The 18,943-nt window shown below is 33.7% G+C and carries 14 protein-coding genes; 3 read left to right on the forward strand and 11 right to left on the reverse strand.

The features are described 5' to 3' along the window. Positions 1-5: 5 nt before the first annotated feature. The 10 genes from Q7674_RS17670 to Q7674_RS17715 all read right to left on the reverse strand — a co-directional run bounded on the left by Q7674_RS17670 (position 6) and on the right by Q7674_RS17715 (position 12,166). A complete protein-coding gene (locus tag Q7674_RS17670; RefSeq protein ID WP_045062638.1) occupies positions 6-1,166 on the reverse strand; it encodes a glycosyltransferase in 1,161 nt (386 codons plus the stop codon). Next, the gene (locus Q7674_RS17675) at positions 1,156-1,779 is read right to left on the reverse strand and encodes a DUF1919 domain-containing protein (RefSeq protein WP_052679855.1); all 624 of its coding nucleotides are present in this window, start codon (positions 1,777-1,779) and stop codon (positions 1,156-1,158) included. The genes Q7674_RS17670 and Q7674_RS17675 overlap by 11 nt, the downstream gene beginning before the upstream one ends. Then, positions 1,780-2,931: a hypothetical protein gene (locus tag Q7674_RS17680; protein WP_045062635.1), complete on the reverse strand. Its 1,152-nt coding sequence runs from the start codon at positions 2,929-2,931 to the stop codon at positions 1,780-1,782. Next, on the reverse strand, positions 2,932-3,987 hold the full coding sequence (locus tag Q7674_RS17685; protein WP_045062633.1) for a glycosyltransferase: 1,056 nt from the start codon (positions 3,985-3,987) through the stop codon (positions 2,932-2,934). Next, a complete protein-coding gene (locus tag Q7674_RS17690) occupies positions 3,977-5,089 on the reverse strand; it encodes a CapA family protein (RefSeq protein WP_305422990.1) in 1,113 nt (370 codons plus the stop codon). Before Q7674_RS17690 ends, Q7674_RS17685 begins: the two co-directional genes overlap by 11 nt. Continuing rightward, on the reverse strand, positions 5,090-6,298 hold the full coding sequence (locus tag Q7674_RS17695) for a lipopolysaccharide biosynthesis protein (RefSeq protein WP_045062630.1): 1,209 nt from the start codon (positions 6,296-6,298) through the stop codon (positions 5,090-5,092). Between the two features lie 2 nt (positions 6,299-6,300). After that, positions 6,301-7,290 (reverse strand): ATP-grasp domain-containing protein, encoded by a 990-nt coding sequence (locus Q7674_RS17700; RefSeq protein WP_107229679.1) that lies wholly within the window; start codon positions 7,288-7,290, stop codon positions 6,301-6,303. A 76-nt stretch (positions 7,291-7,366) separates the two neighbouring features. Next, positions 7,367-8,452 (reverse strand): UDP-N-acetylglucosamine--undecaprenyl-phosphate N-acetylglucosaminephosphotransferase, encoded by a 1,086-nt coding sequence (gene wecA, locus Q7674_RS17705; RefSeq protein WP_045062627.1) that lies wholly within the window; start codon positions 8,450-8,452, stop codon positions 7,367-7,369. Between the two features lie 356 nt (positions 8,453-8,808). Next, positions 8,809-10,980 carry a polysaccharide biosynthesis tyrosine autokinase gene (locus tag Q7674_RS17710; RefSeq protein ID WP_107229680.1) on the reverse strand — a complete coding sequence of 724 codons (2,172 nt, stop codon included), beginning with the start codon at positions 10,978-10,980 and terminating at the stop codon, positions 8,809-8,811. A gap of 55 nt (positions 10,981-11,035) precedes the next feature. Then, a complete protein-coding gene (locus tag Q7674_RS17715) occupies positions 11,036-12,166 on the reverse strand; it encodes a polysaccharide export protein (RefSeq protein ID WP_045062625.1) in 1,131 nt (376 codons plus the stop codon). Between the two features lie 462 nt (positions 12,167-12,628). Between Q7674_RS17715 and Q7674_RS17720 the strand changes: the two genes are divergently transcribed. The 3 genes from Q7674_RS17720 (at position 12,629) to Q7674_RS17730 (ending at position 16,856) form a co-directional block, all read left to right on the forward strand. Then, positions 12,629-13,609, forward strand: a complete 981-nt coding sequence (locus Q7674_RS17720; protein WP_305422994.1) for an OmpA family protein — start codon at positions 12,629-12,631, stop codon at positions 13,607-13,609. Positions 13,610-13,657: 48 nt separating this feature from the next. Then, positions 13,658-14,608: a hypothetical protein gene (locus Q7674_RS17725; protein WP_045062622.1), complete on the forward strand. Its 951-nt coding sequence runs from the start codon at positions 13,658-13,660 to the stop codon at positions 14,606-14,608. 91 nt (positions 14,609-14,699) lie between these two features. Further along, positions 14,700-16,856 (forward strand): YjbH domain-containing protein, encoded by a 2,157-nt coding sequence (locus tag Q7674_RS17730; protein WP_107229681.1) that lies wholly within the window; start codon positions 14,700-14,702, stop codon positions 16,854-16,856. 65 nt (positions 16,857-16,921) lie between these two features. Here the strand turns inward: Q7674_RS17730 and Q7674_RS17735 are convergent, their stop codons facing one another. Continuing rightward, positions 16,922-18,934, reverse strand: a complete 2,013-nt coding sequence (locus Q7674_RS17735) for an NADPH-dependent 2,4-dienoyl-CoA reductase (RefSeq protein WP_305422997.1) — start codon at positions 18,932-18,934, stop codon at positions 16,922-16,924. Between the last annotated feature and the right edge of the window lie 9 nt (positions 18,935-18,943).

Consider the following 18,943-nt stretch of genomic DNA (forward strand, 5'->3'; position numbering starts at 1 on the left):
CTAACTTACCTATTGATAATATTAAAGATTGATTCATTCATAGTATTGATTGAAAACTTTTTAAAGAAATCAGTAGTAGGTATATTTTTTCTACGTTCAATAATTTCTTTTATTTCTTTATCAAAATCACAAAGAGATATATCATCAACAACTGTTCCAAAACAACTATCATAGACAATTTCATTGACCCCAGTAGTTTTATTAGCTAAAACAGGAGTTCCTAAAGCTATAGATTCAATTAAAACTGTTGGTAAACCTTCACTTGCTGAAAATGTTTTTTCTTCGCCATTAAGCGTAATACGGCACTTTTCGAGAGAGCTAAATAATAATAAATCAGACTTTTTAATAAAATCATAGGGATTGTTAACCCAACCGTGAAATTCCACTAATACGTTTTTTGGTAAATCATTTATTAACTCGATAATGTATTTCTTATAAGCTATACCAATGTCGCCCACAGGAGAACCAAGGACGTTTAAAATAACATTTTCTTTAAAATTAGAATTTATCAGGTTTTCAATTAAAACGTGAAGTCCTTTATTTGGAACAATAGTACCAATAAATAACAGGTTTATAACATCAGTTTTTTTTTCATATAACTTATCACATTCTTTAAATTCAAAACCATTATAAATTACATTAATATCATCTCTAATATTAATGAAGTTATCAGCTATAGAACATGAAGGAACTATTACTTCATCAGCCATCCCAAGTAAAAAACGATTAATTTTATTACCAAAATTTAATTTGCCATGCAAATGCCAAATAACTTTTAACTTAAAAAACTTTGCAAATAAGCCACAAAGAATAATTCCTTTCGGATCATAACAATAAATATTATAAATTCTATGTTTCTTTGCGGTATAAATAACTTGTAAGTTAGATATAAATACCGAGAAAAAAAGTAATAACTTAGATTGAAAAGATAAATTCTTAATGGAAAAATCTCCAGTACCGAAGAATCGGTTTAATAATTTATGCATTAAAAATTGATGATTATTGAATCTTTTATAATAACCATCAAACAAACTATCATCATGCTTTAAAAGTGAGTAGATCTCAAAGCCTTTATCAGATAATGAATCAACAATCTTTAAAGTGATTTTCTGAGAACCCGCTAATAAGCTTGAAGCTTCAACAACCAACAATCTTTTATTTTCCATTATACCAATCAACAATATTAATGTACTTTTCATACTTTCGAAAAGAAGTAAAATCAGAAGATATTACTTCTTTTTCAAAAGTACAGTGAACTTCGTTTTTTAAATTATAGCTATTAGCGGTAAATAAAATATTATTCTTTCCCTCTAATAAAGAAAATCTATTCGCAATATCTGTATTAAAACCATCTCTATCCGTCATTATAAATCTAACATTATCTTTAACTATTTTTTCTTTTCTAGAATTCCATTTTAAACGAGCTTCATCAAATGTTTTATAATGTAGAAAATGGATTTCAATATCCCCTAAAGTACCTATAGGATAATAAAAATCATTCGTATATTTTGAAAATTTAGTTTCTATTAGATCTAAAGATAGATAGTAATCTAAATTCTCGCAAAAATTGATAAAACAAGGTGCGTAAAAAAAAGTATTAATCGTAGGTGATAAAAATTCCTTATTTAAATCACTATATATACACCCAGCTAAACAGTTACTCGAAATTATTGTTATAGACTGGTTATTAACTTTTCGACAATAAAATATTTTTATAAACTCTCGATATAATTTAAAAAAAGTTTTCCTATATATAAATTTAAAAATTCTAAAGAACATCTATTTCTCTCTATAGTTAATGATAACCATCAGATAAAACAAAAAACCAAAATATAAGAAACTAACTTTAGTCAATAAAATTATTAAAAATAAAGCACGATTAGTATAACTTTTAACTCTTTTAAAAAACAAAATAATACTTGTGATTAAACCAATAATACCGAACTTTATTATTATAAATAACCATAAACCATTATCATTTAGAGCAGCTACTCCTGCGGCCCACAGATTTCCTGACTTCATATATTCTGAAAGAGAAGGTATCACTCCTAACATACCATTTCCAAATAAGATCTCTAATTTATCTTGTTCAAATACCTTTAATAATAAATTACTTCGTAAAGATGTTGCCGTATCAATAGAACCAAGACGTTCAAGACCAATATAGATTAAAAAGATCAACAAAACTGGTAAAAATAGGAAAAATAAATATTTAATATAAGAATTATTAGTTTTTCTATAGAAAATTAATAGTACAATAAAACCATAGATAATTGACGCTACTGAGAAAGACAATAGAACAGAAAAAACACTTATTTTTAATATGTTATCAATTTTATTATCTAAATAATATCTCGCTGAAATCAGAAGAATTATAAAGGCACTATAAGTTGAAGGCTCTTCATACAATCCTGTCGGTCTATATATATATCCAATAAATGGAATAGAAAAATTACTTTTATATCTTTGGACTTCACCAGTTAAAAAGTAAAGAGGATCTAAATAATAAGAAGTTCCATAGACTAAAATAAACTGTAATAGGAAAAACGAAACATTTAATATGATTACGAAATTTATTAGATCTTTCATTTTACCCCTATCATCTTTAAAAAATAGGAATACAATAAATATTGATAGCAATTTAACCAATAGGCCTAAAAAATAATCACTTAAATCATAATTGAAATTACCTTTATGTGGGTATAAATTAAAATAAGATGGTAAAGCTAATAGAAAAGAAAAAAATATGAGAACAAGAAAAGTATTTATAGTACTTTTCATCACTTTATGACTAAAACACAAAATAATTAAAAGAAAAATAAATAAAGGCATCATAAAAAGATATCTAATGCTTCCAAAATTTTCCATGAAGCCTATAAAAACCAAAAAAAGTGAGATATAAAAAGAAACATAATACTTTTTTACAATCATTTATTTACCTATTAACTTTTCGATTTTTATAATTTCTTTATAATTATTATTTTCTTCTTTAATAGTAAAGTTAGTTTCTAAAATGAATTTAATTTTTTCACTAAAATCTTCACAGTCAAAACAATTGATTAGGAAACCATTCTTACCATTTGAAATAATTTCTTTTGGGCCACTTTCACAATCAAAAGATATAACTGGAGTACCACATGCTAAAGCTTCCACAAGGACATTAGGGTAGCCCTCGTAATATGATGTAAGTATAAAGCATTTTGAACGATTATATAGATCGACTGTATTATTAGTATTTTCTAAATAGTTAAAGTTTATTTCATTATCATTGAGTGAATTGAACATAAACTCTTTTAATTCACCATCACCAACAATTGTTATATTAAATTCTTTCTTTTTATTTTTAAGAAGATTTAAAATATTAGTTAGATTATCTATTCCCTTTTGCTTCTTAAGCCTACCAATAAATAGTATGTCGATATCTTTTTTAACCTTTTTATTAATATACTTAACGGCAACTGGGTTATGTATCACATGAATATCTTCTTTATTTATATTTAACCCATGAATCATATCGCTTTTCATTGCATTACACTGAGCAATATAACACCCAATATTCTTATAATATCTTTTCATTAAGAAATTAGTTAATAACCTCTTAAGGTTACTTCCTTTTTTTGCCTTAAGATCAAGTGATAAATTATTAACATTTCTAGCAATTAATTTGAAGTTTGTTTTTTTAAACTTCTTCAAAGCAAAAAGTATTAAAGCGATCTGATGATTAAAAGCAATAACTGTACTGTTACTTTGTATTAGATCATCTTCTTTAACTAATTTAAAAAATGCTCTAATTCCAGTATCTACATCCAAGGAGATAATTTCGACTTCATTATTAAGTTCATCCATATAAAATTGTTTAGAATCATTATAGATTATAATGGAAATGTCATATCCTAATTGTGCCAATTCATTTGCATAATTAATACAAACTCGCTCTGCACCTCCTGGATAAAAAGTATCAATAAATAAATAGATTTTATTTAGCATGATTTTTTCTCAGTACATCTAGTAGTAAATCATGATGGGATTCACATTGTATTAGGTTATTTATCATCAATTTTTTTTGTTTAGATAAGAAATTCATTCTACTTATACCTGTAACTTTAAAGAAGATTCTTTCGACTTTTGTTAAACCATAAATCCATGAAAGGTATGAATATGATTTCCTCTCAATATAAGAATCCCATTCTTTTTTTAGAAGAGCATCGTTTGTTATTATTTCAGATATCTTATTTAACTCATGAATATACTTTTGTTTTTTTTCTTTATCTAAAAACTCAAAAATATTATCATTTTTTCCTTGAATATAAGGGTGTATAGTGAAATCTTTTAAATTTTTTGTGTTTATTTCAACAGCATGTCCGTTATACCAATAATCTGGCATACTATTTCTTTTAAATATAAAATTCCCCAAACTATAAAATATTGGTTTCCCTTCATAAAATTCATAACCTGAAGCATTATGGGTATGATGAGTAATAACCACGTCTCCACCACAATCAATAATAAAGTGCATAAGTGATTTAAACCTTGGACTTGGGTATTTATAGTGTTCATTTCCTCCATGAACTATAACTATACAAATAAAATTTTTATTCTTTAATTCTTTAATTCTTTTTAATAATTTTAAAGCATCTAGGCTTGATGCACCAAAACCATAATCATTTGCTAAGCAATATTCTGATTCTGCAACATTTACTATAGCTACTTTTTCATCATTATTTTGATATAAAAATGCATTATCAGCATCATTGATATTAAGTCCGGCTCCGCAATAATTTTTAGACGTATTCTCTAAAACAGTAATTGTATCTTTAAATCCAGACTTTCCATAGTCTAGAATATGGTTGTTTGCTAAAGTGTACAAATCAATCGGTAACTTTGCTATTAATTTTTTTCCTTTATCAAAATCTGTTGATAAGTTAGGTCCATCTTTATTCAATTTATCTCTGCTATTTGTTATAGGACATTCTAGATTTGCAATTAAAATATTTTCTTTTTTTACTTTATTTAACTCAGTAGATATTTTAATCTCATCATTTTCTGAGATATTATCCAGGCACATATCACCAAATACGACAAATTTCATTTATTTACATCTCTTATAAATTAAATACATTAGGGATATATTCAATAAAACACCTAACACTGAGAAAGCATATAAAGTTATATAAACATCGTTATAAATTAACCAAGAGGATACGATAACAATCAGTCTCATTAAGAAAGATAATATATCAAACTTCATAATAACTTTCTGAATTCCAATTATATTTGCAACTGCACTGTAGGGCTGATTCAAAAACATTAATATAAACCATGGAGTTAATATTTGAGCATAAACACCTGCTTCTTTCCATTCTATGCCAAATAAACTTTCAAATAAATATGGTAAATGGTTAAAGAATATAATTGAAACTATTAATGATAAGGTTAATAAAGTAAATGTTATTTTTATTAATTCTTTTCTGAGCAGCTTTCGATTACTTATTTTCTTAGCCTTATAATAAAAGGCATCTTTTATCGAAGATGAAACTAATGTAATAGGAGCTTGCATTACTCTAGTCATCATGGAATAAAGCCCAAGTGTTATAGTATTTGAAAAGTAAACAAAAGAATAATTCATTATATATTGCGATGCCATAGAAAATGCATATGATATATTTTGGTATAAAATAAAATCTTTCTTTCTCTTTATTATCTTTTTAAATGAATTAAACTCAACATAAATAACAAGCTTTTTATCGGTAATACTATTAAAAAATAATACAGATATTAAATTTGCAGAAATATAACTAATTAACATTGAGTATAAATTTGTACTAAAATAACAAAGGACTATCTGTATCAAGATAGTTGTCGTTGTTCTAATAAATCTATGCTTCGATGCACAACCGAAATCACCTTCTGATAATGAATGAGAACTTATTAACTGTGATATAGAAAAACTTGAAATTGCAAATAAAGTTAATAGTATTGAAAAAATATATTTTTGGTCAATTATAAAACTTAATAATATAATAATTACAATAGATAACACTATAAAAATCAGATTAAATCTTAACCCAGCATTAAGTAGTTCATTTTTATTATCATTTTCACTCGCAAGTAATGCTTGATCCATTCTTCCACAAAATATGGGATATAGTATCATTACGGATATTGTTGAAATTGAATATTGGCCTAATATTTTTGGATCAATAATTCTTGATAGTATAGGAAGCATTGCAATTGTAATCAATTGAGCTGATGCACTTCCCATGAATACTTTTATGAAATTTTTTTTAAAGTTACTCATTATTATTTAGCTTTCATAAACTCATAAATAGAATAACAGTAATCTTGTTCTAAATTGTTATCTTTAACTACTTTTTCCCACTTATCTTTTTTTTCGTAAAAATATTTAGCATTCAATTGAGTATATGGCCCAAAATGAGTTGCTTGATATTCAATACATTTAAATTTATTTTTAGACACTTCTGCTATATCAATCGATACAAACGGAGAATTTATATTTTCTCTCAGATTTAATGAATAGTTAAGTAACTCATCTGTTGGTTCTATATAACTAAATTTCCCACTACCACTTGCTCTAAAGTCATTATCTCGAATGTTTCTTTTTAAAACATATACTCGTTTAAAAAACACAAGTACTTTATAATCGGAATCTAAGCCTTCAATAAAATCCTGAAGTACATAAGGTACTCTTTTTTCAACGTAAGATGCATACTTATCATTTCTCTTAACAATTTTTTTAATTTTTTCCTTAATTGCTGTCTTACATTCATAAATATTGAAGCTTATTATTTTTTCCTTATTTACTCTTTTCTTTATTTTACTGTTATCAACTAAACTTACTCCTTGTCCTCCAGCTCCATCAATAGTTTTAAATACTTTTTTTCTATCAATATCCTCGGATAAAGATGAAAGGTAATATTTTTGTTTTATTAATTCTATCGACTTACCGTTATTAAATAATAATGACTGAATACCTTTATTATCGTGTGCAAAGTATAATTTTAAACTTGTTATTAATTGTTCTTCTCTGTTTACAAATAGTGAAAATACAATATCGTTTAAATATTTTTTTACTGCAGTATTTTGATGGCTTGTAATCCAATAGAATTCATTGTCATTAACACCATATTTAATTAATTCATTTATATCAAAGATGTTAATATTAAAATTTTTCGCTTCCAGTTCTTTCTTTATCACATTTAAATTAAGACTTTCCTCAACTTTTAAGTGATGTCCGAAATAATTTTGGTATGTTACGATATTTATTTTCATTACGACCAACTCTCAATTTTATTCAAAATATATTATTAAACATGATATTCATAATTAATTTTAATAAGAATAATTTTTACTCTCCTTTTAGTTCCATTTCATCTTTATTACAATAATAAAAGCTCTTTAACATTTTGGTAATTCGCCAAATATGACTAATAACTGTAAAATAAACTACAAATAAACATAGGAAAGCAATAAACATCGTTGATTCAGCAACACCATTGATATCCGCTAAAATACCAAACACCGCACAGATGCTTGCCATAAAACAAATGACAAATAACGTCATTAATGGCGATAATCCGATACGCTGGCAGATATGATGTAAATGCTCACGGTCAGGTTTAAATGGGGAATGGCCTTTACGCATACGGCGGATCATAATGGTTGCCATGTCCATTAATGGCAAAGCAATTAGCCATAATGCTGTAACGGGTTTAAACGCTACGATGCTTGGCTCTTGAGTTCCTCGAATCAACATCCAGACCACAGAAAAACCAATAAACATACTTCCCGCATCGCCCATAAAGATTTTAAATCGACGACCAAGCGGGAAACCTAAATTCAGCATGATGTAAGGGACAAGCGCTGTCACGATAAGTAAGCAAATCGTACCTAAGTACTCGTTGCCGCTCAGAAAGAAAACTGTGCCTAATGCAGTAAAAGTAACCGATGCTAAACCACCTAATAGGCCATCAATACCATCGACCATGTTAAAGGCGTTAATTGCTCCAATAACAGCAATCACCGTAATGAACCCGCCAACAAATTCACCTAATGCAATAGTTTCACTACCCATTAGAAAACCTAGGTAGTGAAGGCTATGCCCACCGACTAAAATCATCGCCAATGAAATGCCAGCTTGAATGAATAAGCGAATTTTAAAACTGACATCGTAGTAGTCATCTAACGCGCCGAGAACGATTAAAATAGCAGAGCAGAGTAGGTATAACTCAAGGTTTAAACTTGATGGTAAGAAAAGAAGAAAACCCACGAGTATTGAAAGGTAAATAGAAATACCCCCAACCAGTGGGACAACACCTTGGTGTAACTTACGCGCATTTGGCTTATCCACTAAGCCAATTTTCTTTGCTACTTTGCGCATGATGAATAACGAAATAAATGACGTTATAAATACAAACAGGTAAGCATAATTCATATAGCGGCCAACTTTTAATATGATATTAACGGTAGGTATGTGACGCGGTTTAACTTAAATCTGTCATTTAAAATTGATAATAAGATCCTTTTTACTATGACTTGATTACAATTTATCGTGCTTTATTTTTAAGTATCACACTTAAAAAAGTTGAATTATTTCAACTTTTCTTGTCAGTATTTTTAGACACATGAGACGGATTTCTTGATATTTGAGACATAAAAAAGCACTAGTGGAAACCACTAATGCTTTGATATGCAACTTAAATACTGTGTTTTAGTGCTTTTAGGGGAATAGGTCCCAGTGCAGCAAAAGTATCTAAGACCGTATTCTTTATAATTAAACGCTCAATATAATCACTTACTGTCGTAGCTGTAATTATAGTAACCGTAATTTCCGCCATAAATACTGCTTGCTTTACGGACAATGGCATTAAGAATAAAGCCTTTCACTTCTATACCATTTTGTTCAAAACGATTTTTAGCTACATCAATTTCTTTAACTGTATTTTGCTCGAATCGTCCAACCAATAATGTTGTTCCTACATGCGCACCAACAATTGCAGCATCCGTGACAGCTAAAATAGGTGGAGTATCAACAATTACCATGTCGTAATTTTGCTGCGCCCACTCAACTAATGCTTTCAAACGAGGGTGCATTAACAGTTCAGACGGGTTCGGTGGTGTGTCGCCTCGAGGAATGAAATCTAATCCATCTACACCCGTTTCACGCACAACATTACCAAACTCTTGCTTGCCACATAAGTAATCTGATAAGCCTGGCTTGCTGTCTGTACATAGTTGTGTTTCCATACGGCCTTTGCGCATGTCAGCATCAATCACTAAGACTTTCTGCCCTCCTTTTGCAATCACCGATGCAAGGTTCACAGAAACAAATGATTTACCAATGCCAGGACTTGGACCGGAAATCATAAGCACATTATTCTTTGCTTCCATCATCGCGAAATGCAAGCTTGTACGTAAACTACGAAGTGCTTCAACTGATAAATCAGCTGGGTTATAAACACTCAATAAGGTTTGTTCAACTGTTAATTGTTTCTTCCCTTTTTGTTTTTTCAGCAATTCAGTTTGAGAGTCTGATAATGGGATTGATGCATATACAGGTAATCCTAACTCTTCAATTTGATCTGGTGTTTCAACCCCTTTATGAAAAGCTGCACGAAGTAAAGCTATAGCTACCGATAGCATACCGCCTAATAGCGTTGCTAAAACAACAATTAATGCTTTTTTCGGTTTTACTGCTTGAGAATAAGTTTGCGCATTATCAAGAATACGTACATTACCCACGGTGCTCGCTTTTACAATACTTAGCTCTTGTACTTTATTTAGTAGCTCAACATAAATTTGCTGATTAACTTCAACGCTTCTTGTTAATCGCAAAATTTCTTGTTGTGTTTTTGGTAACTTTTCAACACGCTTATTTAAACGTGCTTTTTCCGCTAATAATGTTTTACGTTTATCAAGCAATGCAATGTATGCTGGGTGCTCTTTGGTGAAACGCTGTGAAATATCACTTTCTTTAAAGGTTAATTCATTTAATTGCGCTTCAACATTTACCATGACTTCCAGTGCTGACTTTGCTTCTAAGTTTAAATCGACCGACTCGTTTGACTGACGGTAATGATTTAATTTGTCTTCAGCTTTATTTAATTGTGCTTTAATTTCTGGCAGATGTTTTTTTAGAAATACTAAACTTTTTTCTGCTTCTGCCGAATTGCGTTCAACGTTTTGTAAAAAGTAGTTCTGACTGATGTCATTAAGAATATCTTTAATTTTACTGCGGTTTTCACCTGTCATTGAGAGTTGAAGGATACCCGTCTGTTTCCCTCGTTCACTAATGGATAAATCACGCTGTAAATTTTGAATAGCATCTAATCGGCTAATTTTACTTAAAGTAAATGTCGCTTTATCTTTAGCATGAATATAGGTTACAAATAAGCTAATACCATTTTGTTCAACTAGCTCACCTATTCGGCCTTGTAGAACCTCACGCCCATCTGAATTAGCTAACGTATATTGACCTTTTTTACTATTAATAACCGTAAGCACATAACCATTTTGCTGCGCATATTCCGGTAAGGTAAAACGAGAAATATTAATTGATGCACTTTCACCACTTAATCGCGCCAGCCCCTTTCCTATCACTGGTATATAATTCGGTGTTGCTACAACAGAAAGATTTAATTTATCGACCGTCTCGCCTAATACCATACGAGACTTAATAATTTCAATTTCAGTTGTTGCAGTCGACTCAGATGAAAAAAGCTCAGCCATATCACCACCAAGAGCAGGCATCCCCGTGCTTTTTTGCTCTACTTGAATCAATGCATCAGCTTTATATATAGGTGTTGCTAGAAGCGCATAAGCAATACCTACAATAGTGAAGAGCAAAGTGGTTACAATAATGCTCCAACGGCTATCAATCAAAATGCCAAATAGTTTTCCTAGGTCGATTTCATCACTGGTATTCGGTGTTGCTTTATTTGCTAAATTTTGAGTTAAACTCATGAACAATATTCCATGTCAGTCATATTTTATTCAAGATTGGGTGATGAAATCTTGTCTATTTAAAATCGACAAAACGGTTAACACCTTCAGTTAAGCTATTAAATCCGGTGATAGTTGGTAATAGCTGTTTGATTACGCGGTTCCAACGAGTGATCGGTGCAGCAGTCACATAAACAACATCATAAGGCTGTAATTCAAACTCAGTACCAATCACCAATGCTGTCGCATCTTTGATATTTAATTGGTAAATATCAGCAATAGGATCACTTGCTTTTTGAGAATCTTTAGAGCGAATAACAAATACGCCTGTTGCATCAGCTTCTAATTCATTGATGCCACCCACATTACTAAGAGCTTCCGTTAAGCTCATACCTGCACGGTCAATTTTCAGTAGTTGTGGCTTATTTACTTCGCCCATCACAAACACTTTTTGTGCATCATTACGAGGTACATGGACAATGTCGCCATCTTTTAATAAACGATTTTGAGTTAAATCTCCGCGCTGCATTAGCGCATATAGAGAAACATTCTGATCTTTACCATTACGAGTTAACGTTACATTACGCCAATCGGAATCTTCAGCTAAGCCACCTGATTTATTAATCGCATCAAGAAGCGTTAATGGAATATTGGTTATTGCTTGAGGACCTGGATTTTTAACTTCACCTGTTATATAGGTTTTTTTAGAACGGAAAGAAGCCACGTTTACATCAACTTGTGGCGCTTCAATATAGGCAGCTAATCGTCGAGCAATTTCTTTTCTTATTTCTGTCACTGTTTTACCAGCAACCTTCACCTTACCAATATAAGGATAGAAAATAGTGCCATCTGCATGTACCCAGTTACCCGCTTCACTCGCACTACGATAGGAACCAGCTGGAATCGTTAATTCAGGATGGTCCCAAATAGTGACATTTAAAATATCACCAACACCAACATGGTATTCATATTTTTTCAGCTCACTATCAAGAGTGGTATTAACCTGAGCGGAAATCGGTAGTTTCTTATATTGAGAAACAGTCAAAGCCGTTAAGGGATAAACATTAATATTATCTAACGAAGTATCTTCATTACCCGCAGCTATTACTTGTTTATTATCTATATTGATATTCGATCCCGGAATACTACAACCAGAGAGTAATAACGTAATCGATATAGTTGACAAGATTCTTTTTGGTAAGATCATTTTTAGCTCACAGCTATATTATGGACTAAATTACTATTAGGGAATGCCTAGATTTAACAACAAAAAGATAAGCTACCGCCCTAAGGTTACAGCCCCTCATTTGCTATATTATGATTAAATGAGACTATTAAATTAGTTTCACTTAAATAAGAAAAATTTTCTGCATCATAATGCAAAATTACGCATCATAGCAAACCAGTTTAATAAAACGCGTTTCACATCACACATTTAATATCAAAAAGATAAAAACAACCATAAACTATTGACAAGTAACAAAATAAAATACGTTTTAACTTTATTGCTTGTGCGTTGCATACATTTTTCTACTGTGATGTGCGTATCACTTTTCAGCAATAAATTGTTAAAAGCAAAAAAACACATTCCCCACCATATGCAACAAAATATATAATATTCACTTAAGAATATATCCATATTCATTCTTTTTTAAATATGGTGGCAAAAATGAATAAAGCTTTTTTGATCATTCCACTTGCTTTTGTTGTATCTAATTCTGTACACGCTTCCAATAATAGTTCTTGGTACGTTGGTGCTCGTGCTGGCGCCAGCTTTCTAACAAATATGGATGATGCTGTAACGTCAGTGACACAAATAGAAGATACTAATTTTGCTGGCGGTGTTTTTGCAGGTTATCAAGTCACACCTTGGTTTGCTCTTGAAGCCGGTTACACACACTTAGGTAATGCAAAACTAAATAACAGACAAGGTAGCTATGAATCGCAAGTAGCCGATGTAGTTACCAAATTTTCATTTTCTGCGACTAGTCATTTGGATGTTTACGCTAAAGCTGGTGCTTTTTATTACGATTGGAATGCCATCGGTTCGGGCGTAGATAGTAACGATAATGGGTGGGCACCCACAGCTGGCGCTGGACTTGAATACTTTATTAATAAAAACCTTTCAGCTCGTCTTGAATACCAGTATTACAATGATGTTGGTGGTCCAGATATTCAGTTTGCAGGCTTGGGATTCGCTTATCACTGGGGGAACTCTACACCTAACATTGCACCAAAGCCTGTTTATGTCGATCAAGTAACGGTTACTACACTTGAGGTACTAAAACTCAGTGTGCCTTTCGATTTTGACAGCAGCACAATTACTAAAACTGACACAGATAAATTAACTCCTTTTGAACTACGTTTAAAAGAACAAGGAGCAACAAAAGTCTATGTCATTGGTCACACTGACGACAAAGGTTCGGAAACTTACAATCAAAATCTTTCACTAAAACGTGCGCAATCTGTGGCTGATGCTCTTCGTCAACATTCCAGTATAGATGACACACGCATCATTGTTGAAGGTCGTGGTGAGTTAGAACCTGTTGCTTCGAATAATACTAAAGAAGGTCGTGCACAGAACCGTCGTGTCGACATTATTTCACCATCCATTGATGTTGAAACTGTAACGCAAGTTATCGCCGAATAACATTTCACAATCCATTAATACTTATCGCTTCATAAATAAGGAATAAATATGAAGATCAAACTCTTATCAACCATCATTGCAGGTGTAATCATCGCTGGCTGTGGTAGTGACAATAACAATGATGTAAGCGTACCAAAAACTAAAACCACTTCAGTTCAAGCCTATGATGGTGCAGTCAATGGCATGGTCGCTACACATACATGTGGTGATGAGACAAACACGACAAAAATGAAAACTGATGGTTATGGTAAGGTTACAGTTAGCAGTGATACCTTTGCTGAAAACCCTGAGCAATGTTCCGTGATTTTAAGTGTACCTGAAGGTGGTAAAGCCTTTGATATGTCAAACGGTAAAGACATGAGTAAGGTTGTTTATTCTATCCCTGAAGGCTTGTTAGTTTCAGGCCAAAAAGTTGCTGCTACACCTTTCACCTCATTAATTGCAAAAACTATGGCAAGCACCGATGATAGCGATGTTAAAACAGCAATGGACGCTGTATTTACACAGTTAGGTTTAGATAGCTCGTTAACTGAAGAAGAAAAATTAGGGTTACTTACAGATCCAGATGCAACATTAGAAAAATTAGATCCGGCAGTTATGCAAGATGTAGTTGCCAAGACTATGGTGCTTTCTGACGTATTAGTAGCACAAAAAGATAATGAAGACCTTTTGTTAGAAGACATTGCAACCGTTACAACGACTATTGCTGCAGATTTAGTTCAAAAGAACCCAGAATTCCCAACCCAGACAGGTTCAGACAAACCAATTTATGTCGACTTAACTGATGAGTTAGCAGATCAGAAAATTTTTGATGAAGCTGCTGAAGGTAAGGTTCCAGCTGACATAGCTGAAGAAACAAATCCGGAAAACATTATTGTTGGTGAAGAGCAAGATCCGGCTAATCCTCCTGTAAATCCAAACCCTGATGAAGACGGTGGTACGGGCGGTACAGGCGGTACTGGTGCTGGTGACGGTTCATCAGGCGGTACTGGTAACTAATTATTACTCTTAAAAAGTAAGGCACCTTCGGGTGCCTTTTGTTGTTTTTTTATATGCGCGATATTTATATCTTGTTACACGGAAGTCGATCATGAATTCACTCCCTTCTCTAAATCATTCATTATTATCATTAAGCGTTTTAGCTGCACTTTCCTCACCACTGGTTCATGCTTCACCTGTTGATATTCATCCTTCAAGCCAAAGTTATACTGGCTTAATGTTTACACCTAATGCTCAAGTGATTAAAACGGGAGATATTAGTCTTTCTTTCCACCAAGGTGTGCCATATCGCCAATCTATCAGCCAGTTGGATAACTGGTTTGTTGCTACTGGCTTATTTCCTTACTTAGAAGTCGGCGGTCGTATCGTAACGAAAACATACGATACCAATCTGTATACTGAGAAAGATGGTGGAATTCGTGATTTATCCGCCTCTGCAAAATTTCAATTACCATACATTTATGATTTAACAGGTTTTAATATTGCTATTGGTGCACAAGATATTGGTGGTGCTGCCAACAACTTTGATACTAAATACATTGTGGCAGATAAAACCTTTGACGCATTATCACTACGTTTAAGTGGTGGTTACGGTAGCTCAGTACTTGCCAATGGCATTATGGATGGACCTTTTGCTGGTGCTGAATGGCAACCACTTTCATTTATTCAGTTAACGGCAGAATACGATGCAGCTGAGTTTAATAGTAATGCCAAACTGTTTACTCCACGGGGCTTATTGCCATGGGGAAGTCAATTAAGCCTTGATTACCAGCTTTATACTGGGCATGAGCGCAGCGAGCAAGATGTATGGGGCGTTAATTTTTCTGTTCCTTTAATGGGTTATAACGACAATAAAGCTCTTGATCTTGCCACCAGCAAAAATGAACAGTTAGCCCATAAGGTTAATCAGCAATTAGCGGAATCGAGTACAGCAAGCCTAGCAAACTTGATTGATGCTTTAAAAAATGAAGGCTTTGTTAATTTAAACGTTGGCTATCGCAATAATAAAATGGTGGTGGCATTAGAAAACCGTCGTTACAACCATAACCAAATGGATGGTGTGGGTGTTGCATTAGGTATTATTGCCAGCAAAGCAGGTGAAGGCGTATTTAGCGATCTTACGGCATTGATCAAACAATCTGATGACACCGCTAAAGTTGCAAATACTCAAGATCAAAATATTGAATTGATTTTACTTACTAATGGCCTTCCAATGTTTACGGTGAACACCGAGAGCAAATGTTACCGTGAGTTTATCCAATCAGATGTACCTTGTGATCAATTAAGTTTTAACACTATTAGTGCTAAACCAAACTTTGACCAAACGACCTGGTTATACCAAACCATGAATAACGGTTTCGGGCGTAGCCAAATCATTTTATCGCCAGCATTAAATCACCGCACAGCAACAGAATATGGTTTCTTCGATTATTCTTTAGCGCTTGCAGCGAACCTTTATACCCCATTATGGCAAGGCGCTGCTGTTGATCTACGTTACATGGTACCAATTGCCAATAGTGACGATTTTGACGAAGGTGGCTTATGGTACCAACAAGCATTTGAGAATAAGTTAGATCGTGCACTTGTTCATCAAGCCTTCAAACTACCACAAAATATTATTACTCAATTTAGTGGTGGCTACATGATGGGTGGCTACTGGGGCGGTGTGAATGAAACACAGTGGTACTCACCGCAAGGCTCACACATGCTAGGTTTTGAAGCAAGCAAGTTTGTACCTAAAGATGAATATGATACTCGTGGTAGAAAAATTGCTGATAAACAAAGTTTAATCGCAAACTACACTTACTCCTTACCGGAATACAACTGGCAACTTGGTCTTCAGGCGGGAGAATATTTCCAAGGAGATGTTGGCGCTCGTATTACTTCTAATCACTGGTTAGGTGATACAAAACTCAGCATAAATTACCTTACGACAAAAGCAAAAAGCAGTAATGAATATGAAGACTTCGTCGCAGTTAGTATTGCTGTTCCACTAACACCTTGGCGTGATATGAAACCTAATTATGTTCAGGTTCGTGGTATTGATCAGTTTGTTTACTCATTGCAAACCCGTGTAGGTGAAAGCCATAACAATTTAAATACTGGTTTAGGTGCGACATCAGATCTACAACACAATATTGTTCGTCAGTATGAAAGCCGCGGTCGATTATCACCAGCATACTTTAAAGCAAATATGCAGCGTTTAAGAAATGCATATATTAAATATGTCAAAGTCACAGTAGAGTAAAAATAAAAAGGATGAGGTATAAACCTCATCCTTTCTTTTAATAACTGTTATTTACATTCGATTTATTACAGCTTCGCTGCCAATTCTACACCTTGGCGAATGACTCGCTTGGCATCCACTTCTCCAGCGTCATCTGCACCACCAATCACATTTACATTGATCCCTTGTGAGGCAAGTTTTTCAGATAACTCTTCAACAGATGTTTGCCCTGTACACAGCACAATATGATCAACGGGTAATAAACGAGATTGCCCTTCAACAGTAATATGTAATCCATCATCATCAATTTTGTCGTAGCTAACACCACCGAGTAACTCAACACCTCGTTTTTCAAGAGTGCGACGATGGATCCAGCCCGTTGTTCTACCCGGACCTTTACCAACCTTGCCCGGTTTACGCTGCATTAACCACACTTGACGAGGGCTAATAAAATCATCATGTGGTAATAAGCCACCTTCATTTGCAAGGGATTGATCGATCCCCCACTCTTCAAGCCATTGAGATAAATCTTGATTTTCTGGCTCTGTTAACATGGTTGAGACATCAACCCCAATGCCACCAGCACCAATAACGGCTACTTTATTACCAAGTTGAACTTTATCTCTGATCAAGGTTTGATAATCGATAACCTTTGGATTATCAACACCAGGGATCGGTGGAATACGTGGTTTTACACCTGTTGCGATGATCACTTCATCATAGCCAGATAAATTATTTTCAGTGACGGTATGTCCGAGTTTTACATTAACGCCAGTTTGCGCTAGACGACGGGTAAAATAGCGAATGGTTTCTTTAAACTCTTCTTTACCTGGAATTTGCATCGCTAGATTAAACTGTCCGCCTACGTGATCGTTTTTATCAAACAGATCAACACTAAATCCCCGTTCAGCAGCAGCTACCGCACGTGCCATTCCTGCCGGGCCAGCACCAACGATTGCTACTTTTCTATTATGAGCGGTTGGTGTTAATACCAGCTCAGTCTCATAACATGCTTGAGGATTCACCAAGCAACTAGCACGTTTTCCAACAAAAGCATGATCCAAGCACGCCTGATTACAACCAATACAGGTATTTATGTCATCAGCGCGATCTTGCTCTGCTTTGTTTACAAATTCAGGATCGGCAAGAAACGGCCTTGCCATCGATACCATATCAGCTTGTCCTGACGAGAGAATATCATCAGCTACTTGTGGAGTATTGATGCGGTTACAAGTCACTAACGGAATCGAGACTTCGCTTTTTAGTTTTTCTGTTACCCATGCAAACGCTGCTCTTGGCACTTGCGTTGCAATGGTTGGAATACGCGCTTCATGCCAGCCAATACCAGTGTTTAAAATAGTAACACCCGCTTTTTCAAGTGCTTTAGCTAATATCACCACTTCTTCATGGGTACTGCCTTGCTCAACTAAATCGAGCATAGAAAGGCGGAAAATAATAATAAAATCACGTCCTACCCGTGCGCGTACTGCTTTTACAATCTCAAGCGGAAAACGAATGCGATTTTCATAACTTCCGCCCCAATCATCATAACGGCAATTTGAACGCTGACAGATAAATTGATTAATTAAATAGCCTTCAGAGCCCATTAACTCAACGCCATCGTAGCCCGCTTCTCTTGCAAGCTCTGCACTTTTTGCAAAAGCATCGATAGTTTTCAGTATTTGACGCTCTGACATTTTGCTGGGAGTAAATTTAGAGATTGGCGAGCGAATAGCTGAAGCACTCACCGCAAAAGGAGACATGGCATAACGCCCAGCATGGAGTAATTGTAAGGCTATTTTTCCACCTTCTTGATGGACTGCATCAGTAATGGTTCTGTGGGTGCGAGCCGCTCTTGATGAACTAAATTCCGCACTAAAAGGATGGAGACGTCCGCGAAAATTAGGAGAAAAGCCACCGGTAACAATCAAGCCAACACCACCGCGAGCACGTGCAGCGTAAAAAGCCGATAGCTTTTTAAAACCATCCCGTGATTCTTCTAGCCCTGTATGCATAGAGCCCATTAACACACGGTTACGTAGGGTGGTGAAACCAAGATCCAATGGCGCTAACAAATGAGGATATGCTTTATTGTCCATGGCTTTTGC

The sequence above is a fragment of the Photobacterium leiognathi genome, assembly GCF_030685535.1.
Taxonomy (GTDB): domain Bacteria; phylum Pseudomonadota; class Gammaproteobacteria; order Enterobacterales; family Vibrionaceae; genus Photobacterium; species Photobacterium leiognathi.